The sequence below is a fragment of the Thalassolituus sp. genome, assembly GCF_034111725.1.
GTDB lineage: Bacteria > Pseudomonadota > Gammaproteobacteria > Pseudomonadales > Oceanobacteraceae > Thalassolituus.
Map to the genome: position 1 here is coordinate 31,121 of NZ_JAWUWR010000012.1, position 21,006 is coordinate 52,126.

Here is a 21,006-nt window from a genome sequence, read left to right on the forward strand (position 1 = left end):
ATTGGTGGCATAAAAGCGTTTACTCGGGAGGAGGCTAGGTCATGAATACAATGAAAAATAGCGAAGTATTTAACTATAAAAAAATAAATGACTTTATAAGTACAAGTGGTCAACCCTCGAAAGAGGACTTTAGGAAGATTAAAGAGGATGGTTTTGAATTAATTATTGATCTGGCTCCTATAGATTATGAAAGATACTCAATACAAGACCAACCAGAAGTTCTAAGAGTTTTAGAATTACCCTACATTCACATCCCCGTCGACTTTAAATCTCCAGCTATCGAAGATTACGAATATTTCAGCAACACGCTAAAGAAAAATTACGGAAAAAAAATATGGATTCATTGTGCTGCTAATTATCGCGTCACAGTATTTTTTTCTATTTGGGCAGAGAAAAATTTGGATTGGACCGAAGATCATTCCAAAAAACTGATAGATTCCATTTGGAAATCAGACCCCAACTGGACAATGAACGATATTTGGCGCGATTTTATGGCTTATGCAAGATCAATGGAGCCAGCTTAATTTAACTTATAAAATATTTTAATTTTGAAATATTGTTTTAGCATTAACCGAATATCATTAGGATTATAAGAAAAAATATTCTGATTCGTGCAGTTAATGCGAACGAATATAATACTAATTTATTTAAATCAGGGAGATGATATGAACGAATTAATTTCAGTAGAAGATCATGAAGCTCAGTGCGACTTGCTAATTATTGGGCACTCAATGGCTGGCGGGTGCCTTGCAAGACAGATGAAGATCTCACATCCGGAAATGAAAATTACCGTCATTGAGCGAAAAACTGAATTCGGGTACTGGGTAGGCGAATCTACTTTAGAGGCATTTTGGAATTATGCTGCCACTAGTTTAGATTTGGGCCATTATCTCGACACTAATCACTTGTACAAGCATGGTCTGCGCTTTTTCTATGACTCGAAGGAACATGACTTAGCGCTAAAAGATATGAGCGAAGTCGGACGTTCTTGGTATCACGGTACTCCCGCTCATCAAATTGATCGTAAAAAGTTTGATACTGATCTTTGTCGTATGAATATTGAATCGGGCATTGATGTACGACTCGGTTTAACCGTTACGGATATCGTTTTGGACCGTGATAACGGCCACATAATTACAACTCCTAGCGGTAATTTTCGAGCAAAATGGGTGGTAGATGCTGCTGGTTTTGCCTCGCCGATTGCTCGCCAACTTGGCATTTGTGAAATAAAAAATGATGAACACCCGATTAGTTCATATTGGGCCCGTGTATCAGGCGTGGCAAATCTTGATTTACTTGGTGGCAAAGAATGGCGTGAAAGAGTGCGTTATACCACTCGTACCTTGGCAACAACACACTTTATGTACGGCGGCTACTGGTTTTGGTTAATCCCTCTTGATGCCGAGACATACAGTATCGGGCTTGTTACCAAAAATGATGAATGCGACATAAAGATTAAAGGCGAACAAGAATTTTTAGATTTCTTACGCACTCATAAGTGCATGGAAGAGCTATTGCCAGTAGAAACGACAAAGATTCTTGACTATACCCAGATGAAAAATCTGTCTCGTCGAGTATCGGCTCCTTATTCTGAAGATCGTTGGTTCTTAACGGGTATGTCTGCCGTATTCTTAGATCCTCTATTGTCACCAGGGTCGGCTTATCTTTCCGATAGTAATCGCATGATCGGTGACATGATCAAAGCGGATATGCAAGGCGATGATGAAGCTTACCGTGTAATGGTTCCAGTCTTTAACCGTTTCTCCCAGTTCTGGCTTGATAACTTTTTTCTGCATATTAAAGGTCTATATCATCCTTGTTATGACCGTCAAAAAGTCTATTTTACCTCGATGTTGATGCAGTGGTTTGGGATTATTCTGCCTTCGTCAATGGTGAAGAACTGGGGCTATATGCCCGGTATGACGATGGCGGATTTACAGGGTTTTTATAATCAGATGGATTATTTAAGTGCTAATAATGTTATCCATAAAATTGATCATATAGCTCATGAATTTGAAGACTTATTGAAGAGTCGTGGATTGGAATTTTCGCATAATGAAGGTCAATTCTTCGATGTTGAAATCGACGATTGTTTCATGGAAAACACCCGCACCATGGGTAGCACATTGACCATGGACTCTATTATGCACATCGAACAAAAGATGCTTGAAGTTACTTATCTCGGCATTCTTCAGCGTTTGGCTGAACTAGACAATGTTCAGGCAACTAAAGCCGACCTAATGGATGCAGCGCGAGAGTCCTGCCAATACGAATTGACTGTATTGGAGGCCTTTAACACTTTATGTACGAAAGCTAATAAGACTCGTAAAGAGCAAGAAAGCCAAGTAGCAATGGCCTAACCCACCCACATGGAGATCTAAACTATGGAAGATTTAACCGTAAGTCACCGCGATACTGAAATGTTAGATACAGAGAACTCTCTCATTCCTACCGCTAATGCAGCAATGTTGGCTGATCAAATTTTGAATGTCATTTTTGATAAGCGCCGTTTACTACCCGACGAAGATATCGCCGAAGTAGATGAGCGAGAAGAGCGTCAAGTTCACTTTGAGAGAATCCTTGCTTATGTCGAAGCAAGAGAGAAAATTCAAATGATTTTACCAGCATTTCCGGTTAAGTCTCCAAATCGTAATAAAACATTGGCTCACTTACCCGACTACGCAGAACGCCATGCATTTAAGCAGTTGAGCCTATTATGTGATGAAATAAAGTCTATTTATTCACCAGGTGCTGAAATTTCTATCTGCTCTGATGGCCGAGTTTTTTCAGATTTACTACGAATTTCAGATGAGCACGTCACCGAATATGGTGAGACCTTAAGATCAATGGTCGAAGAGTCGCACCCTGGTGTATTTACCTTCTTTAATTTAGATAAGGTTTATAGCTCGATATCGTGTTTTGAGACGATGCGAGAAGATCTAATGGTATCCTATGGCGAAGCGCTGTCGGATTTAGTTTATCGAACTAAAACCGAGCCTCATGCTAAATCCATGTACCTTGGAATCACGCGTTTTATTTTTGAAGATTTTAGCGGAATTGATCCATTCCGATCATTGGCTCGAAATGCTATACAAAAAGCTTCAAAGCTGGTCTCTTATCGTGTTATTCAGCGCTCGAATGCCTGGAGCCGTTTATTAAAAGAGCAGTTTCCGAAGGCCGTGCGCCTTTCTATACACCCGCAGTTTCGAGTATCAGAGAAGATAGGCATCTATCTTGGTGATGCAGAAAATGCTTGGGTAACACCTTGGCATTCTGTCGCGGTTGTTGAAGATGATCGCGTTCTTTTTATGAAACGTTCTGATGCAGAATCGCAGCCAGACGTGCTACTTGCATACCAAGATGGTCGTCCGAGTCACTTCGTGCGTCAGATGCAATTAGAGCGAGCTTCTTGATATGAATATCGAAAATCTATGTGAATTCGGAGGTATCGTTCACGCAGCGGACAATACCAATTTGCTCGAATTGCCTAGCAGCTACATCGAGAACTTATTTAGGGATTATCATTTACTACTATTTCGTGGGTTTGATTCTTTATCTAAGGAGGAAATGGTGGCTTTTTCGGAGCGATTCGGGCCGCTATTGAAATGGGATTTTGGCTATGTTTTTGACTTACAAATCCAAGAAGATCCTAAGAATCACATCTTTCGTGAAGGTCGTTTGGAACTGCATTGGGACGGTAGTTATCTTGGGCCTGAAAAGACGCCGAAATACAGCTTTTTTCAGTGTGTCGAGGGTAATGATTTTGAGGGTGGTGAGACGATTTTTTGTAATTCCATCAACGCATTTGACGACAGCGACGAAGAATTCAAGAGCAAGTTAAAGGCCGCCAAGATTACCTATCAAACCGAAAGAAAAGCTCACTTTGGTGGAACCTTGTCTTGGCCACTTGTTTGTCCTATGACCAACGACGGTCGGCCGGTGATTCGTTATATGGAGGCCTTTAACGAAGATAATGAAGATATCAATCCCATCGATGTGTCGGTTGATGGTATGGATCGCTCAAATTCGGATGCCTTCTTACGTGAGCTTAATGCTCATTTGTATAATCCGAAGTATCTCTATGAGCACCGTTGGACAAAGGGTGAGTTTTTGATGTTTAACAACAATGCGTTGTTGCACGGTAGAAACTCATTTCAGAGTGCTTCGGATCGGCGGCGCATACAGCGCGTGCATATCCTTTAGAGGTGGCTATGCATATAGATGTTAGCGATAGAAGAACTATCAATGATGAGTCTTCGAAAAATTCATCAACAAGTCAGTTCGTTAAAGATTTAATTTTCTTTATAAGTGCCATTTTAGTCGGTTTATTGGTCATTGTGTTTTCTTTCGATGCGCCAATGGAGCTGATTTTAGAGCGATGGCCCGTGTTTTTTACCGCTATCGTCGCCGCAGCCGTTGCTAATGCAACGGCTGTTGGTGGCGGTTTTATATTCATGCCATTGTTTACCTTCGGTTATGGGTTCACTTCTCTAGAATCGTTAAAATTAGCATTGGCGACGCAAGCATTTGGAATGACGTCTGGAGCCTTGGCTTGGTCGGCAAAGCGAATCGTAATGAGTGTTCTAGGATTCTCGCTAGTCTTTGCCATTACCGGGATGCTTATCGGAAGTTTCTATATTACTCCTGATCAAAATTATATCGACATTGCCTTCGGTGCCGCATCTTTAGGTTTAGCGGTTATCTTGGTTATCGAAGTTTACTATTCCAGAAATAGTTCTGGGCATACGGACATCCGTAAGCCGACTCGTTTCGACCTTATTGTATTTGCCGTTTTGTGTCTTATCGGTGGAATGGTAAACGCTTGGGTTTCTATCGGTATTGGTGAGGTTGTCGCGTTATGGATGCTATTGCGTTGGCGCTATCCGCTTGCGCTATGTATTTCAACCGGTGTGGCTGCATTGGCCGGCTGCTCGATTGCTGGATTGCTTATTCATTCTGAATTAGGCGGTATTCGTTGGGATTTCCTCGCGTTCACAGCGCCTGGAGTTGTCATTGGCGGCCGTTTGGGGGCCAGAATGGGCGTAGCCATTTGTGGTGATAGTGGTGGCGTTGGAAAAGTATTTAATATCAAATCTGGCGATAGACTGAAGCACTTTATTATCGCTGTTATATTCGTCGATGGCGTGGCTGTATTAGTTAATGCGTTATGAGGCTTTAATGGAAAACAAAAAATTATTTGTATTCGATCTTGATGGCACAATCGTAGATACTGTGGAAGATATCGCTGCATCAATGAATGCTGTTCTTAATTACTATAAATTGCCAATTAAACCATTAGAGCATTACCGCAAGCTCGTTGGTAATGGAACATTGAATATGGTTAATAAGACGTTAGGAGATGATTTTAATGCCGTTGAGGAAGCTCATTTCTTGTTTGAGTTGAACTACCGAGAAGATTGCTTGGTTCGTTCTAAGCCATTTCCTGATATCGACGTTGCGATGGCGGCTATTGTTAGCTCAGGTCATTATCTGGCGGTCTTAACCAATAAAATTCAGCCGTTAGCTCAGAAGATTGTTGCTGCAATGTTCCCTAACGTTTCTTTCGATGCCATTGTCGGGCTAAGTCCTGAAAATAAAGCGAAACCAGATCCTGAGACCTTACTCAGACTGATAAATCAGTTTAAACCAGTTGAGTGTTTCATGATCGGAGATACCATCGTTGATCTGCAAACAGCCCGTAATGCTGGAATTAACTCAATTGCAGTATTGTGGGGGTATTCTAGCGCCAAGGAATTGCAAACGATGAATCCAGAACGGTTATTTAGTGACGTTGATTCGATGTTGTTAAGTTTTGGTCTTGAAGTTGTTGTTCCTGCTTAAATTTATATAAAAAATGGAGGATTTTATGAAGTATCTAAAGTGGTTAGTTGTTAGCGGAATCTCGATGTTAACTCAGTTAGCCTATGCGCAAGAAGATGCACTTATTGATCAAAATGATAAAGTTAATAAAGCATATATTATTTTGCAGGCGGAAATCGTTGATGTAGACATGTTCTTTAATCAGTATGCAGTGCCAGCCGAAGTTGAAGTTGATTTTTACGGTGGAAAGCCACTGGTTGCAACTTTCGATAAAGAAGTTTTTGAGGGGGAATGGGATAACAATTGGACAATTATTCTAACTTTCCCATCATTAGATGCGGCTAAAGAATGGTACTACAGCGACAACTATCAGGCAGTACTACCTTATCGCCATGCAGCTACAGCATTCGGTAATATGGTTTTCTTTGAGGGTACTGATCAAAGTAAAATTAATTGGAACATTCGCCAGTACAAAAATGCTGAAGTTGATTTGGTTGAACCATTAACTTTGGATACAGAACCGGATTATTTAATCGCGATTGATGCAGGTTGGACAAGCAAGAGAGGGCGCTTTCAATTAGAAGCAGCCTTTGATTCGGTAGATGTGACGGGTCATACCATGGCGCTCTCATATCGCATTATTACTGATGAAAGCTTTGCAGCTCAAAGTTGTCATTATCCCTTAGTTGTATCTGTAGGCGACACTTCAGGAGATTTAAAGAGATTGGGTGTGTATTCTGATGCGGAACGAGACTGGACCAATTTAGAGTTTACTTTGAAAGGAAAACATATTTCACCATTACTCGAGTCTACTAGTCGCGTGATATTCGATTTATCTTCACCAAGAGGTGGCGATTGTGGTGATACACGCTTAGAAGTCAAAAATCTAGTTATACGTTAACTCTTCTTTCTATCGTTAAATTTATAAGGCTGCCTTCGTTGTTGCAAGAATATTCTCTGTATTTCTTTTAGCTTGGCAGCTTATACATCATAACTTTTTTATCAGTATCACCAAATTATGGAGTTTGCATTCTGATCTCTATTGGTGACAGTTCTTCTGCATCACTCGGATGTGTGTTCGCTAATATTAGGTCGGAATTTTAATTGCTAATTTTTAGAGACGCTGTAAATAATTTGTACCGCAGTGCTGGTGAGGTCAGTTAATCTGGCTTTATTGTCATCTAGCAATCGATTAAGTATTAATTGGTTTATACCCGAAACAATTATAACGCCTATATCATGTGATATTTCGTTTAAATTATCGCCATTTAATATATGTATTTTTACTTGATTGCATAAAAAATCAGCAAATACATCAGCAACTTTGCGGCGTAATTCCTGTCCTTCTAAGCCCAGTGCTCCTAATTCGATATACAAAGCTCGCATTAGTACCGTTTTGTTTTGAATTTCTTCTAAATAAGCATGGCTAATTTTCTCTACTTTCTCTTGCCACGAATCAGTGCTTAAAAATGAAGTAAGAATTGCCTTCATTATCTGCGTACTTGTTTCTTCGCTTAATGCCAACAGGCACTCGTCCTTGTTGGTAAAATGTTCATAAAAAGTCCGGCGAGATATATGCGCTGCGGCTGTAATATCGGTTAGGGTGATATCACGAAACGACTTGGCGTCTAGACACGTTTCTAACGATTCTAGAATGCGAGTGCGATGTGAAGTGCTTTGGGGGAGTGCAATATTTTCCATACATTAAAGTGTATTCGAGGCCTCTGTTGTGGTCTATCTAAGCATTCACTTATTCTTCACCTTAGATTTGGTACTTGAAAGTACCATAACCTGTCATTAGATTGGTACTGTCAGGTACCAATAAGGTCGTATTCTTATGAAAAGCGAAACAATACCGAGCCGCCATGGTGCAGACAAAGAGGCTGCATACACAGTTTTACAGCCGATGACGCTGTTTTTAGGAAATATCGAGGTAGTTCAACCGAGTGATGTGGATTGGTTTACTTTAGGGCGCAAGTTGAATGATGGCGATCCGCTGGCAGATGCCCTGGTTGCTTGGATGCTGGCTGAAGATGCAGCTAATAGACGCAAGCTGTTCTACCAAGTCGTTGATGGTGTCATTCCTGTCGATTCACAACTGCCGGAGCCATTGTTGGCTTTCATGCAGGCCGTTACAACAGCGCCAAAGTGGCTTGATCATAAGCAGCTGGCCATTGCGACGGACGTCATTGCACGCACGGGCAAAATTGGTATGCGGGTTCTGCGTGATTTCGGCTTAATGGCGGGTTATCAGGCTGGTGCGATTAATCATACTTTGGTGACAACAGGCACTCTGGAAAAGGGTGCTCCGCGGCGTATAGCAGAAACAACGAAATGGTGGATAGATTGCACAGGTTCGGTTGCGTTGAACATTGGTGGTGCCGGCTTTCGCTCTACATTAAAAGTGCGTGCTATCCACGCCATGGTTCGACGTCATGTTGCAGCCAAGCCCGAATGGGACGCCAGTTATTACGGCTTACCGATTAATCAGGTTGATATGCAGGCGACCTACTTAGGTTTCTCAGCTGTGTTCTTAATTGGCTGTCGTTTGCTTGGCTGTATATTTACGAAGGAAGAGGCCGAGTCGGTTATGCACCTTTGGCGTTATATTGGCTGGCTAATGGGAGTCGATGAAGCGCTATTGAGTCACTCTGAGGAGAGTGGTCGAGTTGCGCTCTATCGGAATATTTTAAGTCAACCAACTGCTGATGAGAGTAGTCGTGTTCTTGGGCGGGCATTAATGGATGAGCCTCTTGAGCGCCACTACCGTGTATTTCCTTGGTTACGGCGTCGTATCGAAAAGCAAATTCATCTCAGCGTGACACGTTTAGCAGTAGGACAGCGAGGCATGAAAGCCCTGGGCTTGCCACCTTACATCTTGCCTTGGTATCCCTTGTTATATGCTCCATTGAATATGACTTATTGTTTATTGGCGCTTGCTATCCCTGCACTTAAGAATGTGAAAGGCAAAATAGGACGTTACCGTCAGCTGCAACAAATCAAAGTCGGGTTTGGTGCTCAGCCAGCTGAGCTGAAACGGATGGAGGTATGAGCTGCTTGGCCGTTGTTATGCTTTAGACGGCTGTGAATTGCGCAAAAACATCCGTTCGAATTGTTTAATGTTTTGCTGAATATATTCAATAAATGCGCGCATGGCTGGGGTTGGGTGTTTGGCAGCGGGATACACCACACACCAGCTGCGACGCAGGGGGAAGCCCTGCACATTAGGGATAACGAGCGTACCCAGTTCTAGTTCTGGCAAGATGCTAAGTTTAGGGAGAACAGCCACGCCAAGACCCGCAAGTACGGCATGTTTTACCGCATCATTTGATCCCAACTCCATGCCTTTAGGCATTTTGAAGCGCTTATCTTGGCAATGTAGCTCCAGAGCTAAGCGACTTCCCGATCCTGATTCGCGTAGCAATAGTTGGCTATCTAAAAACTCTTGTGGTGTTACCACGTCTTGTTTCAGCAGAGGATGTCCTGTTGGTACAACCGGAACCAGTTCATTATCGAGAAAGGGGAGTGACGTTAAGGGTTTTTCGTCGGGTACCATCCCCATAATAACTAAGTCATCGCTGTTTTCGCTGAGTCGTTTGACCGCAGTGGCGCGGTTAACAACTTTTACGCTGACATTGATATCTGGATGAAGGTTAAGGAAAGCTCTCAGTAAGTAGGGCACGACGTATTGAGCAGTATTAACCGCAACCAGCTTTAACTCTCCCGCCACTTTTCCTTGTATTGCCGCCAGATCAGTTTGTAAGGCTTTTAATTTGCTAAAAATACTCACCACGGCTAGGTATAGGCGTTCTGCAGCCGCTGTGGTGTATAGCTTACGCCCAACGTACTCAAATAGCGGCGTGCGCAGTGCCTGCTCAACCTGTCTGATTTGGCTACTTACCGCGGGCTGGGTCAATCCTAATAGTTCGCCTGCTTGGCTGTAACTCGACAAATCATAAACGGCCTTAAATACCTGCAGCTGGCGAAAGGTGAGTCGGCTGGCTATTTTCTGTACGGATAATGGCATTTTGATCGACTCTAAAGCTTATCTATAAGTCATAGGTTATAGATAGACTAAGAAATATCAATTATTACTTTGGTTTCGACTGGTCTACTGTTATGTCAGTTTTCAGTCCGCAGAAAAGGGCCGCCCCATGTTGAAAAAAGTACTAATCGCTAACCGTGGTGAGATTGCCGTACGTATTGTGCGTGCCTGTGCCGAAGCCGGTGTGCGCTCGGTGGCCATTTATACCGAACCTGATCGTTATGGTTTGCATGTGAAGCGTGCGGATGAGTCCTATTCGTTGGGTGAAGACCCTATTGCCGGCTACTTAGATCCAGCGCGTATAGTCAATCTAGCGGTAGAAACCGGCTGTGATGCCATTCATCCGGGTTATGGCTTCTTGTCTGAAAATCAAAATTTTGCCCGGTTATGCGAAGAAAAGGGCGTCATCTTTATTGGGCCTGCATCGGATGTGATTCATAAAATGGGCGATAAGACCCAAGCACGCGACAGTATGCGTGCGGCGGGTGTGCCTATCACTCCAGGTTCTGACGGCAACTTAGCCGATCTCGATGAAGCGTTAACGTTAGCGGGTGAAATTGGTTACCCAGTGATGTTGAAAGCAACATCCGGTGGTGGTGGTCGTGGCATTCGTCGTTGTGATACGCCGGAAGAATTAAAATCCCAGTACCCGCGAGTAATTTCTGAAGCAACAAAAGCCTTCGGCTCGGCCGATGTCTTCATGGAAAAGTGCATCGTTAATCCGCGTCATATTGAGGTGCAAATTCTCGGTGATAGTCACGGTAGCGTCGTGCATTTATTCGAACGCGATTGTTCTATCCAACGCCGTAACCAAAAACTGATCGAAATCGCCCCTAGCCCGCAACTGACTCCAGAGCAACGACAATACATAGGCGGCTTAGCGGTAAAAGCCGCGGAGGCGGTTGGTTATGAGAATGCGGGTACGGTTGAGTTTCTATTAACCGGTAACGAAGTGTACTTCATGGAAATGAATACTCGTGTACAGGTTGAGCACACCATTACTGAAGCCATTACCGGTGTTGATATTGTGCGTGAACAGTTGCGCATTGCTGCAGGGTTACCGCTCAGTTATCGCCAAGAAGATATTCAATATCGCGGCTACGCTCTGCAGTTTCGTATTAATGCGGAAGATCCGAAGAACGACTTTTTACCAAGCTTTGGTCGTATCAGTCATTATTACGCACCGGGTGGGCCGGGCGTACGGGTTGATACGGCCATTTATACCGGATACGAAATACCGCCGTATTTCGATTCCATGTGTTTAAAACTGGTGGTGTGGGCACTTACTTGGGATGAGGTAATTGCTCGTGGTCAGCGTGCCCTCGATGACATGCGCTTGCACGGCATTAAAACTACCGCAAATTATTATCAGCAAATTTTACAGCACCCTGATTTCAAAAAGGGCGAGTTTGATACCAGCTTCGTACCAAGCCACCCCGAATTAATGAATTACTCAGATAAACGTCATCCAAGCGAAGTTGCTTTGGCCATTGCCACTGCCATTGCAGCCCATGCGGGTTGGTAAGTCACAGGAGAAAACACATGACTAACGCAAAGAAAATTGAAGTAACCGATGTTGTTTTACGTGACGCCCACCAGTCATTAATCGCTACGCGTTTACGCACCGAAGACATGCTGCCAATTTGCGAAAAGCTAGATCAAGTGGGCTATTGGTCTCTGGAAGTATGGGGCGGGGCAACATTCGATGCCTGTGTGCGCTTCTTAAAAGAAGATCCTTGGGAGCGCTTACGTCAGTTGCGTAAAGCTCTGCCAAATACCCGCTTGCAAATGTTGCTACGCGGTCAAAATTTATTGGGTTATCGCCATTACGCTGATGACGTGGTCGAAGCATTTGTGCAAAAAGCAGCGGATAACGGCATTGATGTGTTCCGTGTATTCGATGCACTCAACGATATGCGTAACATCGAAACAGCAATGAAAGCGGTTAAAAAAGCCGGTAAGCATGCTCAAGGTGTGATTTGTTACACCACAAGCCCAGTGCACACTGCGGCATTATTTGTGCAGCAAGCGAAAGACATGCAAGCCATGGGGGCAGATTCTATCGCCATTAAAGACATGGCGGGCTTACTGACGCCTTATGGTACTTACGATTTGGTTAAGGCCATTAAAGCTGCCGTGGATTTACCTTTGGTTGTTCATAGTCATTCGACTTCTGGCTTGGCACCTTTGTGTCAAATGAAGGCGATTGAAGCAGGTGCCGATCGCATTGATACCGCAATTTCTTCATTCTCGTCAGGTACAAGTCACCCAGCCACTGAATCGCAGGTAGCTGCGCTAAAAGGTACCGATTACGACACCGGTCTAGATCTGGTATTACTGGGCGAAATTGCTGATTATTTCCGCGAAGTGCGTAAAAAGTATCACCAGTTTGAGAGCGAATTTACTCGCGAAGACGTATCGGTGCAGATTAGCCAAGTACCGGGCGGAATGATGTCGAATTTAGCGAACCAGCTAAAAGAACAAAATGCATTAGATAAAATTCGCGACGTATTTGCCGAAATTCCACGCGTGCGTGAAGATCTAGGTTTTCCTCCGTTGGTAACGCCTACATCGCAAATTGTTGGCACCCAAGCGGTGTACAACGTGCTGGCGGGGCAGCGCTATAAAACCATCACCAATGAAGTAAAACGTTACCTGCAAGGCGGCTACGGCCATGCGCCTGCCGCGGTAAGCGCGGAGTTACTGAAAAAAGCCATCGGTAACGAAGAGGTTTTAGAGGGACGTCCAGCGGATTTGCTCTCGCCAGAGCTAGAGAAGTTGCGTGCTGATATCGGTGCATTAGCGCTTTCCGAAGAAGACGTGCTGACCTTTGCTATGTTCCCAGACTTAGGTCGCGAGTTTTTACAACAGCGTGCAGATGGTACCTTGAAGCCAGAAGAGTTATTGCCAGTCGAGGCCGTTGCGAAAGGTAAGATGGGCACGTCGGTGGCCACTGAATTTTTAATTGATGTTCATGGCGAAACCTACGAAATTGCGGTGACGGGGGTTGGTGAAACTGGATCTGGCCGTCGTAAATTGTACTTGTCATTAGACGGTATGCCCGAAGAGGTAATCTTTGAGCCATTGAATCAATACGAAGGAAAAGCTGGCAGTGGACGCGGTCGCGCTACTGAACCGGGTCACGTAACACCTGCTATGCCGGGTAATGTCGTAGATGTGTTGGTAAAAGTGGGCGATGTCGTTAAGGCCGGTCAAGCCGTTATGGTTACCGAAGCCATGAAGATGGAAAGCGAAGTGCACGCCAATATTGCCGGTACGGTTAGCGCGGTTCACATTCAAAAGGGAGATCGTGTCACCCCAGGCGAAATTTTGATCGAAATCACTGCTTAAGCTGATTGGTTAGCGGCTTGTTCAGCAAATGCCAAGTCGCGCACTCTTGCCGAATATTGTTGGAGATGTCATCTCTAAGGCTTCGCCCTGAAACTGTAATGCCTTATGCTATGCAGACTTATATGAGGATTGACCGTGGATAACATCATCAAGGGTGTGCTCGATTTCCGGCAGAATGTCTACCCTGCTCGCAAAGATCTGTTTGGTACTCTAGCAGGAGGCCAAGATCCAGATACTTTATTCATAACCTGTTCGGATTCTCGAATTGATCCTAATCTGTTAACGGGTTCTGACCCTGGTGATCTCTTCATTTGTCGCAATGCTGGCAATATCATCCCACCGCACAGTAATGAAACAGGCGGCATGACAGCCTCGATTGAATACGCCGTTGCAGTGTTAGGTGTACGCCATATTATTGTTTGTGGACATACTGATTGTGGCGCTATCAAGGGGGCGATGGATCTTAGCGCACTCAAGGGCTTACCTCATGTTAAAGAATGGTTAGGTCACTGCCGTTCGGCAATGGAGATTGTGCGCGAGCGTCATGGTATTGAAAGCGGCGCTTGTTTGGCACCAGAGCATTTAAACGAAGCTATCGAAGAGAACGTATTGCAGCAGGTGCAGCACATGCGTACACATCCGATTGTGGCTGCCAAATTGGCGACCAAGAAGGTACAAATTCATGGCTGGGTTTACAATATCGAGTCGGGACAGATACGTTGCTGCGATCAGCATAGTGATGCATTTACCGATTTTGATGAGCACTATAGGGATGATATTTCAAGATTGTCCTACAAAAACTAAATAAAAATGAGGCCATTTGAGCCAAGGCGGTCGTGGCTTGAATAGTCTATTGGCTGTACTCTTTTTGAGCGTATCATCAACATCTCATTACCAAGAGTCATAATATGACTGACTCAATTAGCAGATTATCTGCAGATGCAAGGGATCGCATTGGTGATGAAGGTGTCACAGACACAAGATCAGGAAAGACCGCAAGCCCTTATGTCCCCGCTGGATTGATTTCTGCCGGTTTGGGCAAAATTAGTAGAAATATCGAACACATTAAACAATAAGAAAAACAACGTTCGTGGTTAGTTAGTCAGGAAAAGCCCACAGTGAGTGGCCTGTAGTTGACACGCTAATATATGTTGTTCCCTTCTTGTTTTTGTCGTCCGAGAAATTCGTACAATTTCTGAAGCACGGTCGTGTCCTGATAGTTTTGCACCATTATTATAATAAAAGAATAAACCGACCAACCTTGGGTCAGGACAGGAGTGCTGCAAATGTCTCACGAAAAATCGAATGCTCCAGCGAAAAAATTGCCACCAATTAATATGCGCTATGTGAAGCGTGAAAACGTCAGCGTTGACGATTGCATCGGCATGTACAAATTATTTAGTGTGTATTATCAAAATACGCCGTTTGAAACATTTATGGCAGACTTGTCCAAGAAGACGGGTGTGCATATTGCTAAGCGAGTAACCGACGGCAAAGTAGTCGGTTTTTCTACCGCAGTGTCTTTTTTGACTGAAGTCGATGGCAGGCAAGTGCGTATGCTATTTAGCGGTGATACTGTTATGGCAAAAGAATATTGGGGTAATCCTGCATTCCCTCAGTCTTTCTTCCGTTGGGTATTAGCAGAGCGTTTAAAGCATCCGTTTATCGAATTAAATTGGTTCCTTATCTCAATGGGTTACCGCACCTATTTAATTTTGGCTAACAATTTTTATGATTATTACCCAAATATTGACGGTGAAAATAAGCATCTTAAAAATGTTGCTTTTGCTGCCGCGGATACATTATTTCCAGGCAAATTAAACCGCGAGAATGGTTTAGTTGAGTTTGGTGATGAAGCTTGTGCCTTGTCTGATTTCGTAACGCCAATTACCGATAAAGAACGTCAGGTTCCTAAGATTGCTTTCTTCGAAAAGTGCAATCCAGATTGGATGAATGGTAGTGAAATGGCTTGTGCTGGTTCACTGAGCTGGAGCACGTTTGGTCGTGCACTGCTGGATATGCGTCGTACCCTGTTCAAAAAGGGCAATCGCAATGCTAAGAAACAAGCGAGTTCTGCTGTGGTTAATCACAAGCCAGAAACCGTAGAAATCACTTTGTCTGAAATTGAACAACGTGAAATCGTAGCAAGCACCACAGGCAATAACGCTGCTTAATTAATAGGCGCTATTGTTTGTAAAAAAAACCCGCTAATAGCGGGTTTTTTTATATCTGTCGTTAATCAGCGAAACGATTACGCAGGTAATTAAACATTGCTCGTAAGCCCATCGCCTCTCCGCCAACGGGGCGGCCAGGTAGTGAACGACGATTCCACGCCATAACATCAAAGTGCACCCATGGAGTGTTATCGACAAAAGCTTCAAGATACAAGGCCGCAGTAATGGCTCCACCAAATGGCGTTGGCACGGAATTGACTAAATCAGCAATATCACTTTTTAATGCGTCTTTATAAGCTTTATGCAGGGGTAAGTTCCAGACCGGATCACTGACCTGTTCACCAACTTGCATCAGGTCTCCCGCTAATTGCTGCTGATTGGTAAAAAATCCGGGTAATTCTGTACCTAGAGCAACACGGCAAGCGCCGGTTAATGTTGCAAAATCGATCATTAATTCCGGTTTTTCGCTCGCACCTTCAGCTAACGCATCGCATAAGACTAAACGGCCTTCGGCATCGGTGTTATCAATTTCTACTGTTAATCCTTTACGGGTATTTAATACATCACCTGGGCGAAACGAATCGCTACTAACGGCATTGTCTGCCGCAGGAATTAACAAACGCAAACGTACAGGGAGATTGGCAGCCATAATAAGGTAAGCAAGCCCAACTGTGTGTGCTGCGCCGCCCATATCCTTTTTCATATAACGCATGGCTTCGCCCGGTTTTAAATTTAAGCCACCGGTATCAAAGCAAATTCCCTTACCCACTAAGGTAACCTTAGGATGATTTTCATCGCCCCAGTGTAAATCCAATAGTCGCGGTGCATGGGCGCTGGCGCGACCCACAGCGTGAATCATAGGATAATTTTCTTGCAGCAAAGCATCACCGACGATTTCATCAAAGTCGGCGTTAAATTCGCCAGCAAGCGCTTTAACCTGTGCCGAAAGATCTTGCGGCATCATATCGGCGGCAGGGGTATTAATTAGATCACGGACGCGGAAGGTACCTTCGATAAGGCGCTCGGCCTCAGCAATTGCCAGTGCATCGGGTAGGGCTAAAAGTGCTTCGGCACTGGCTTTTTCTGTGTAGCGATCAAAGCGGTAGGCGCCAACTCCCCATGCGAAAGCAATAGCCGTTAATTGGTTGGTATCGAAGGCGCGATCCGGTGTGTAGATTCCAGCAGGAAGGGTGCTTGCCAGCTGTCCGCAAGCGAAAAAATCGTCAAGCGATTCGCAGGCAAACACTACTTGTCCCAGCGCCCCGTCGGCTGCGGGAATAAGGGCGGTGCCACTGCCTTTGTAGCCAGAGTTTTTGAGCCAGTTACTGGTACTGGCTGGTTGCTCTGCTAGCCAGCGTTCGTAGTCTGCTTTTTCAATAAGGCTGAGTGGAATACCTTGTTGGCCATGGATCAACTGGGTTGTTATTGCAGCGCGCACTGACATAAAAACAATATCCTAATAAATATAAACACTGCGCTCAGTATAGGTGACATTAGTGCGTCACAAAACAGCTACCTTAAGGTCGCTGACGCTAACCGGTATTTGCGGTAACATTGCCCACTTTTTGATACATACCTAAAGCCCCTGACGGTGCTGAAGCGAGGGTGATATGGTAAATGAATTTGCAGGCGGGGCGCTTATCGGCCTAGCTGCAGGACTGTTATGGCTAGGTATTGGTCGCATCAGTGGTATGACCGGCGTATTGTCGAGCCTATTTTTATTGCGCGAAACTCAACGTCATTGGGCAATTTTCTTTTTATTGGGATTGGTGTTGGCTTATCCCTTATTTCAGCTTTTCGGTTTAGCTGCTCCAATTCATATTACCTCGAATGTACCTTTGCTGATTATTGCCGGTTTATTTGTTGGTTTTGGTACCTACGTGGGTAACGGCTGCACCAGTGGTCATGGCGTCTGCGGTATGGGGCGCTTATCGGTGCGCTCTACTATTGCGACGGTTGTTTTTATGGTGTCGGGGATTATTACTGTTTGGTTGATGCGCGTCGTTGGGGGTGATCTATGAGTCATCTAATTGCGCTATTAAGCGGCCTAATATTTGGTTTAGGATTACTACTATCTGGTATGAATGATCCGGAAAAAGTACGAGCATTTTTAGATATAGCAGGCAATTGGCGCCCCGAGTTACTGGCAGTAATGGGCTCAGCTGTGGTTATTTTTGCTTTGGTATATCGTGTGAGCTTAGGCAAAAAACAGCCTTGGTTTACCGGTGCATTTCATACCCCAAGCATTAGCCGAATTGATCTTCGTTTAGTTTCTGGCGCTGTATTATTTGGGATTGGTTGGGGGTTAGTAGGATTGTGTCCGGGGCCTGCATTGGTCGACTTGTTCGCATTTGATCCTAGTATTTTGATTTTTGTTGCTGCCTTATTAGTAGGCAATCGCTTGGCACATTGGTTGGTTGGGCCGGTGCAGCAGAAATAAGTTCTCATGACTGAGTCTTGTTTTCTACTGCAAGGCTTGGTCATCGTTATAGTTTTCTATAATCGAGTCGTAAGAAATATATCATTTCAATAATAAGTCCTCCGTGCGTTTAATAGTTTAATGCTAACAAAGAGGGGTTATTATATGAAAACAGCTATCGACCTATATGTATTATCAATAACGCCAGAATCGCTGTGGTCTGCAGTGGTGTTTGCGGTGGTATTGCTGGCGGAGTCGGCAATGCCGGAAGAGGTTGTCGCCTGACGGTGTACTCGAAGGATAACGATGGCCGTGCTCTACATGAACATATGCACGGCCACAATGGTTAGCTTGCGCTAGCGGCTTCTTTTTTGGGCTTAGAAACTGCGGGTTTTACCAATACACGGCTTAAAAACTGATGTGCATCGGCTGCTGATTGCTCTGGAATTTCTTCCATCGGAATATGACCAACACCTGGGTACACAATCACTTCTGATCCGGGTATATCGCGTGCGAAAAGTTTGGCATTCGCAGGTGGAATCCAGCGATCTTTATCACCCCACATAATCAATGTAGGCGCTTTTACATGCTTAACGCGCTCTGCTGTCATGTGTTCTAGCTCTTCAAACAGGCGAATTAAAGACTGACGATTGCCGCGTGCTAACATCATGTCGTGGTAATACGTAATGGCGTTATCGGTTATTTTCGAGCGATCCCCATAAACATCCCCAAGGGTGATATTCACCATAAAGCGCGGTGTGCCTAAAACAATTGCATGGCGCAGTATGGGAGTCGTGAGAAGCCTCATTAACCAAGGTAAAGGCATGGGATAACCAGCAGCATCTAGCAGTATTAGGCTATCAACTTTACTTGGGTGCTTGGCCGCAAGTTCCCAAGAAATATATCCGCCCAACGAACTACCCACCAAGCTAAAGTGCTCCAGTTTTAGGTGCTCTAACAAAGCATTGATCTTGTCACCAATACGCTCGACTTCGTAACGGCCATTGGCAATCGCACCGGTTAGGCCGAAGGCGGGAACGTCGATACGAACAAGCTTGTAGTCTTCTTTTAGTTCTTTAACCCAACCGTCCCAAGTGTGCAGCGACGCCATAATGCCATGCAGCATAACCAGCACAGGTGCATCGGAATCTGTACGTCCTTCAACGCGATAATGAATTTCGTTGCCATCACAAGGAAAGAACTTCGAGTCTTCATTGGCATAGGTGGCGCGCATTGTTTGCTGATCAAGGGTCGTCATACCCATATAACGCAGTGTGCGCGCGAATAAAGAGGGTTTAGAAGAAGACATGTCGGAGCTCCATCGTTGTTGTTATTGGTAAAACAAGCTTAGGAAGTGGCTTGTTTCTGCAAGATTTGACCTAGCATGCCTGTGCGTGTGTTGGCTGACTAGGTGCGATTGGGTCAGGATTCCGTAGTACTTTGTCTTTTGTCTGTAAGCAGATGGCAACCATATTGTCAGACTCCTGCCACGGCGCTGTCATACCGATCGGATTAACTAGCATTCCATCAAAGGTCTACAGTGGACGCTGGCCAATGCCTCTTTCGCGTCGTGAGTTTTTGTTGGATAGCGCTGGTAGTACATTGCTCGCGCCCTTGTTTCGTTTACCGTCATCGCGTCGCGGATTTCCATTTCGTCATGGCGTGGCAAGTGGCGATGCTCTAACCGACCGAGTCATATTATGGACTCGAATATCTTCCGATCATGATACCGCCAGTGTTGGCTTTCGCTATGTCGTCGCTCTGGATCAAGATTTGAAAAACAGGGTCGTCGATGCCTACGGAGTTACGGATTCTAGTCGCGATTTTACGGTTAAGATTGATGTCGATGGCTTGCAAGCAAACACCACGTATTTTTATGCTTTTGAAGCTTTAGGTCAGTGGTCAGACACAGGGCGAACTCGCACGTTGCCGGAAGGTTCATGCAAACATCTACGTATTGCATTCACCTCCTGTTCTAACTTTGCCCAAGGTTATTTTAATGTTTATCGCGATTTAGCCGCGCGTACCGATCTCGATGCTATTTTGCATCTCGGTGATTACATTTATGAATACGCTAACCTCGAAGAAAGCCTAACCACTGGACGCATACATGAACCTCCACGCGAGACATTAACCCTCGCTGATTATCGAGCGCGTCATGCTTGCTATAAGAGCGATCGTGATTTACAGCAGGTACATCGCCAGCATGGTTTCTATATCATTTGGGATGATCATGAAGTCGCTAATAACGCATGGCTAGGTGGCGCAGGTAATCACGATGAAGCGACCGAAGGCGCTTGGCAGAATCGTTTAACTGGAGCTGTTCAAGCCTATTTTGAATGGATGCCGGTGCGCGAACCCGTTAATCAACAAGGGGTTTATCGCAATGTTCGTTTTGGTGATTTACTCGACTTAAACATGTTAGATACGCGCCTAGCCGGTCGCGATGCCCAAGCTGAAACCTTGGAGGAGCGCAATCATAGTGATCGAACCTTGTTGGGCCATCCTCAAGAGCAATGGTTAAGTGAATGCTTGCAAGCGGCCCAACAGCAAGGAGTGCGTTGGAAAGTCATGGGCCAACAGGTCATGGTAGCGCAGCTTGGTACCAATGATCGTCCTTTTAATTACGATCAATGGGACGGATACCCAGCGGCAAGACAGCGCTTATTCGACAGTGTTCGCTCAGCAAATGTTGAAAATTGGGTGGTATTAACTGGCGATATTCATTCGAGTTGGGCAATGACCTTACATGATGATCCATTCGCAGATTTACCGACACCTGCGCTGGGTGTTGAACTAGTGACGCCAGGGGTGACCTCACCTGGGATTACCCAGTATGCGCAAGCAAAATTAGCAGCGTCTTCGCTAGAAGCCTTACTACCACATCTTGAATTTGTTGATTTTTATTATCGCGGCTATGTGCTGTTAGATATTACGCATGAGCGTATGCAGGCAGAATGGTGGGTCGTTGATCAGGTTGATAATTATAAATATCGCAGTGATTGCTTGCGTGCGTTACAGATTCCAGCAGGCGAAGCGACATTTATTGTTGCCCCTGAAATCACTCCATCTAAGCAGCAAAACTTGGCAGATATCCCGAGTTTTTCCGGTGAGTTCACTTACTTGCGCGAATGGCGACGACCAGAAAACCAAGGTGTTGATGGTATGATCGCCGCACAAGCATCACGCTAAATACG

General features: G+C 44.7%; 20 protein-coding genes. 16 read left to right on the forward strand and 4 right to left on the reverse strand.

Annotation, left to right across the window (positions count from 1 at the left end):
* Positions 1–41 precede the first annotated feature (41 nt).
* From UXZ23_RS02050 to UXZ23_RS02080, 7 genes are all read left to right on the forward strand, one after another.
* A complete protein-coding gene (locus UXZ23_RS02050) occupies positions 42–524 on the forward strand; it encodes a protein tyrosine phosphatase family protein (RefSeq protein ID WP_320818992.1) in 483 nt (160 codons plus the stop codon).
* A 141-nt stretch (positions 525–665) separates the two neighbouring features.
* Positions 666–2,360 carry an NAD(P)/FAD-dependent oxidoreductase gene (locus UXZ23_RS02055; RefSeq protein WP_320818993.1) on the forward strand — a complete coding sequence of 565 codons (1,695 nt, stop codon included), beginning with the start codon at positions 666–668 and terminating at the stop codon, positions 2,358–2,360.
* A gap of 24 nt (positions 2,361–2,384) precedes the next feature.
* A complete protein-coding gene (locus UXZ23_RS02060; protein WP_320818994.1) occupies positions 2,385–3,413 on the forward strand; it encodes an isocyanide synthase family protein in 1,029 nt (342 codons plus the stop codon).
* A 1-nt stretch (position 3,414) separates the two neighbouring features.
* Positions 3,415–4,203: a TauD/TfdA family dioxygenase gene (locus UXZ23_RS02065; RefSeq protein WP_320818995.1), complete on the forward strand. Its 789-nt coding sequence runs from the start codon at positions 3,415–3,417 to the stop codon at positions 4,201–4,203.
* Positions 4,204–4,211: 8 nt separating this feature from the next.
* On the forward strand, positions 4,212–5,171 hold the full coding sequence (locus tag UXZ23_RS02070; RefSeq protein WP_320818996.1) for a sulfite exporter TauE/SafE family protein: 960 nt from the start codon (positions 4,212–4,214) through the stop codon (positions 5,169–5,171).
* A 7-nt stretch (positions 5,172–5,178) separates the two neighbouring features.
* Complete coding sequence (locus tag UXZ23_RS02075; protein ID WP_320818997.1) at positions 5,179–5,841, forward strand: HAD family hydrolase; 663 nt, start codon at positions 5,179–5,181, stop codon at positions 5,839–5,841.
* Between the two features lie 25 nt (positions 5,842–5,866).
* Positions 5,867–6,721, forward strand: a complete 855-nt coding sequence (locus UXZ23_RS02080) for a DUF1330 domain-containing protein (protein ID WP_320818998.1) — start codon at positions 5,867–5,869, stop codon at positions 6,719–6,721.
* Positions 6,722–6,927: 206 nt separating this feature from the next.
* On the opposite strand, the gene UXZ23_RS02085 is transcribed toward UXZ23_RS02080, so the two are convergent.
* On the reverse strand, positions 6,928–7,521 hold the full coding sequence (locus tag UXZ23_RS02085; protein WP_320818999.1) for a TetR/AcrR family transcriptional regulator: 594 nt from the start codon (positions 7,519–7,521) through the stop codon (positions 6,928–6,930).
* Positions 7,522–7,657: 136 nt separating this feature from the next.
* On the opposite strand from UXZ23_RS02085, the gene UXZ23_RS02090 reads away from it, so the two are divergent.
* Positions 7,658–8,872 carry an oxygenase MpaB family protein gene (locus UXZ23_RS02090; protein ID WP_320819000.1) on the forward strand — a complete coding sequence of 405 codons (1,215 nt, stop codon included), beginning with the start codon at positions 7,658–7,660 and terminating at the stop codon, positions 8,870–8,872.
* Between the two features lie 15 nt (positions 8,873–8,887).
* Here UXZ23_RS02090 and UXZ23_RS02095 read toward each other — a convergent pair whose 3' ends face one another.
* Positions 8,888–9,847, reverse strand: coding sequence for a LysR family transcriptional regulator (locus tag UXZ23_RS02095; RefSeq protein ID WP_320819001.1), 960 nt, complete (start codon positions 9,845–9,847; stop codon positions 8,888–8,890).
* A gap of 127 nt (positions 9,848–9,974) precedes the next feature.
* Here UXZ23_RS02095 and UXZ23_RS02100 point away from each other — a divergent pair, with 127 nt between their 5' ends.
* From UXZ23_RS02100 to UXZ23_RS02120, 5 genes are all read left to right on the forward strand, one after another.
* On the forward strand, positions 9,975–11,390 hold the full coding sequence (locus UXZ23_RS02100; protein ID WP_320819002.1) for an acetyl-CoA carboxylase biotin carboxylase subunit: 1,416 nt from the start codon (positions 9,975–9,977) through the stop codon (positions 11,388–11,390).
* Between the two features lie 17 nt (positions 11,391–11,407).
* Positions 11,408–13,216: a sodium-extruding oxaloacetate decarboxylase subunit alpha gene (oadA, locus tag UXZ23_RS02105; protein ID WP_320819003.1), complete on the forward strand. Its 1,809-nt coding sequence runs from the start codon at positions 11,408–11,410 to the stop codon at positions 13,214–13,216.
* A 135-nt stretch (positions 13,217–13,351) separates the two neighbouring features.
* The gene (locus tag UXZ23_RS02110) at positions 13,352–14,020 is read left to right on the forward strand and encodes a carbonic anhydrase (protein ID WP_320819004.1); all 669 of its coding nucleotides are present in this window, start codon (positions 13,352–13,354) and stop codon (positions 14,018–14,020) included.
* A 104-nt stretch (positions 14,021–14,124) separates the two neighbouring features.
* Entirely contained in the window at positions 14,125–14,292 is a 168-nt protein-coding gene (locus UXZ23_RS02115) for a hypothetical protein (protein WP_320819005.1), read from the forward strand.
* Between the two features lie 210 nt (positions 14,293–14,502).
* Positions 14,503–15,390: a hypothetical protein gene (locus tag UXZ23_RS02120; protein WP_320819006.1), complete on the forward strand. Its 888-nt coding sequence runs from the start codon at positions 14,503–14,505 to the stop codon at positions 15,388–15,390.
* 61 nt (positions 15,391–15,451) lie between these two features.
* Here the strand turns inward: UXZ23_RS02120 and UXZ23_RS02125 are convergent, their stop codons facing one another.
* Positions 15,452–16,834 carry a leucyl aminopeptidase family protein gene (locus UXZ23_RS02125; RefSeq protein WP_320819007.1) on the reverse strand — a complete coding sequence of 461 codons (1,383 nt, stop codon included), beginning with the start codon at positions 16,832–16,834 and terminating at the stop codon, positions 15,452–15,454.
* A 166-nt stretch (positions 16,835–17,000) separates the two neighbouring features.
* On the opposite strand from UXZ23_RS02125, the gene UXZ23_RS02130 reads away from it, so the two are divergent.
* Both UXZ23_RS02130 and UXZ23_RS02135 read left to right on the forward strand, forming a co-directional pair.
* On the forward strand, positions 17,001–17,411 hold the full coding sequence (locus UXZ23_RS02130; protein ID WP_320819008.1) for a YeeE/YedE thiosulfate transporter family protein: 411 nt from the start codon (positions 17,001–17,003) through the stop codon (positions 17,409–17,411).
* Positions 17,408–17,830 (forward strand): DUF6691 family protein, encoded by a 423-nt coding sequence (locus UXZ23_RS02135; RefSeq protein ID WP_320819009.1) that lies wholly within the window; start codon positions 17,408–17,410, stop codon positions 17,828–17,830. Before UXZ23_RS02130 ends, UXZ23_RS02135 begins: the two co-directional genes overlap by 4 nt.
* A 325-nt stretch (positions 17,831–18,155) precedes the next feature.
* On the opposite strand, the gene UXZ23_RS02140 is transcribed toward UXZ23_RS02135, so the two are convergent.
* Positions 18,156–19,118, reverse strand: a complete 963-nt coding sequence (locus tag UXZ23_RS02140) for an alpha/beta hydrolase (protein WP_320819010.1) — start codon at positions 19,116–19,118, stop codon at positions 18,156–18,158.
* Positions 19,119–19,363: 245 nt separating this feature from the next.
* Between UXZ23_RS02140 and UXZ23_RS02145 the strand changes: the two genes are divergently transcribed.
* Positions 19,364–21,001 (forward strand): alkaline phosphatase D family protein, encoded by a 1,638-nt coding sequence (locus UXZ23_RS02145; protein WP_320819011.1) that lies wholly within the window; start codon positions 19,364–19,366, stop codon positions 20,999–21,001.
* The last annotated feature ends 5 nt before the right edge of the window (positions 21,002–21,006 follow it).

What these genes read in the sequence shown, in the direction of transcription:
- UXZ23_RS02060 (WP_320818994.1), top strand. Translation starts at nt 2,385, where the DNA reads ATGGAAGATTTAACCGTAAGTCACCGCGATACTGAAATGTTAGATACA.
- UXZ23_RS02130 (WP_320819008.1), top strand. Translation starts at nt 17,001, where the DNA reads ATGGTAAATGAATTTGCAGGCGGGGCGCTTATCGGCCTAGCTGCAGGA.
- oadA (WP_320819003.1), top strand. Translation starts at nt 11,408, where the DNA reads ATGACTAACGCAAAGAAAATTGAAGTAACCGATGTTGTTTTACGTGAC.
- UXZ23_RS02135 (WP_320819009.1), top strand. Translation starts at nt 17,408, where the DNA reads ATGAGTCATCTAATTGCGCTATTAAGCGGCCTAATATTTGGTTTAGGA.
- UXZ23_RS02065 (WP_320818995.1), top strand. Translation starts at nt 3,415, where the DNA reads ATGAATATCGAAAATCTATGTGAATTCGGAGGTATCGTTCACGCAGCG.
- UXZ23_RS02145 (WP_320819011.1), top strand. Translation starts at nt 19,364, where the DNA reads ATGCCTCTTTCGCGTCGTGAGTTTTTGTTGGATAGCGCTGGTAGTACA.
- UXZ23_RS02120 (WP_320819006.1), top strand. Translation starts at nt 14,503, where the DNA reads ATGTCTCACGAAAAATCGAATGCTCCAGCGAAAAAATTGCCACCAATT.
- UXZ23_RS02100 (WP_320819002.1), top strand. Translation starts at nt 9,975, where the DNA reads ATGTTGAAAAAAGTACTAATCGCTAACCGTGGTGAGATTGCCGTACGT.
- UXZ23_RS02070 (WP_320818996.1), top strand. Translation starts at nt 4,212, where the DNA reads ATGCATATAGATGTTAGCGATAGAAGAACTATCAATGATGAGTCTTCG.
- UXZ23_RS02125 (WP_320819007.1), bottom strand. Translation starts at nt 16,834, where the DNA reads ATGTCAGTGCGCGCTGCAATAACAACCCAGTTGATCCATGGCCAACAA.
- UXZ23_RS02050 (WP_320818992.1), top strand. Translation starts at nt 42, where the DNA reads ATGAATACAATGAAAAATAGCGAAGTATTTAACTATAAAAAAATAAAT.
- UXZ23_RS02055 (WP_320818993.1), top strand. Translation starts at nt 666, where the DNA reads ATGAACGAATTAATTTCAGTAGAAGATCATGAAGCTCAGTGCGACTTG.
- UXZ23_RS02080 (WP_320818998.1), top strand. Translation starts at nt 5,867, where the DNA reads ATGAAGTATCTAAAGTGGTTAGTTGTTAGCGGAATCTCGATGTTAACT.
- UXZ23_RS02095 (WP_320819001.1), bottom strand. Translation starts at nt 9,847, where the DNA reads ATGCCATTATCCGTACAGAAAATAGCCAGCCGACTCACCTTTCGCCAG.
- UXZ23_RS02085 (WP_320818999.1), bottom strand. Translation starts at nt 7,521, where the DNA reads ATGGAAAATATTGCACTCCCCCAAAGCACTTCACATCGCACTCGCATT.
- UXZ23_RS02115 (WP_320819005.1), top strand. Translation starts at nt 14,125, where the DNA reads ATGACTGACTCAATTAGCAGATTATCTGCAGATGCAAGGGATCGCATT.
- UXZ23_RS02075 (WP_320818997.1), top strand. Translation starts at nt 5,179, where the DNA reads ATGGAAAACAAAAAATTATTTGTATTCGATCTTGATGGCACAATCGTA.
- UXZ23_RS02090 (WP_320819000.1), top strand. Translation starts at nt 7,658, where the DNA reads ATGAAAAGCGAAACAATACCGAGCCGCCATGGTGCAGACAAAGAGGCT.
- UXZ23_RS02140 (WP_320819010.1), bottom strand. Translation starts at nt 19,118, where the DNA reads ATGTCTTCTTCTAAACCCTCTTTATTCGCGCGCACACTGCGTTATATG.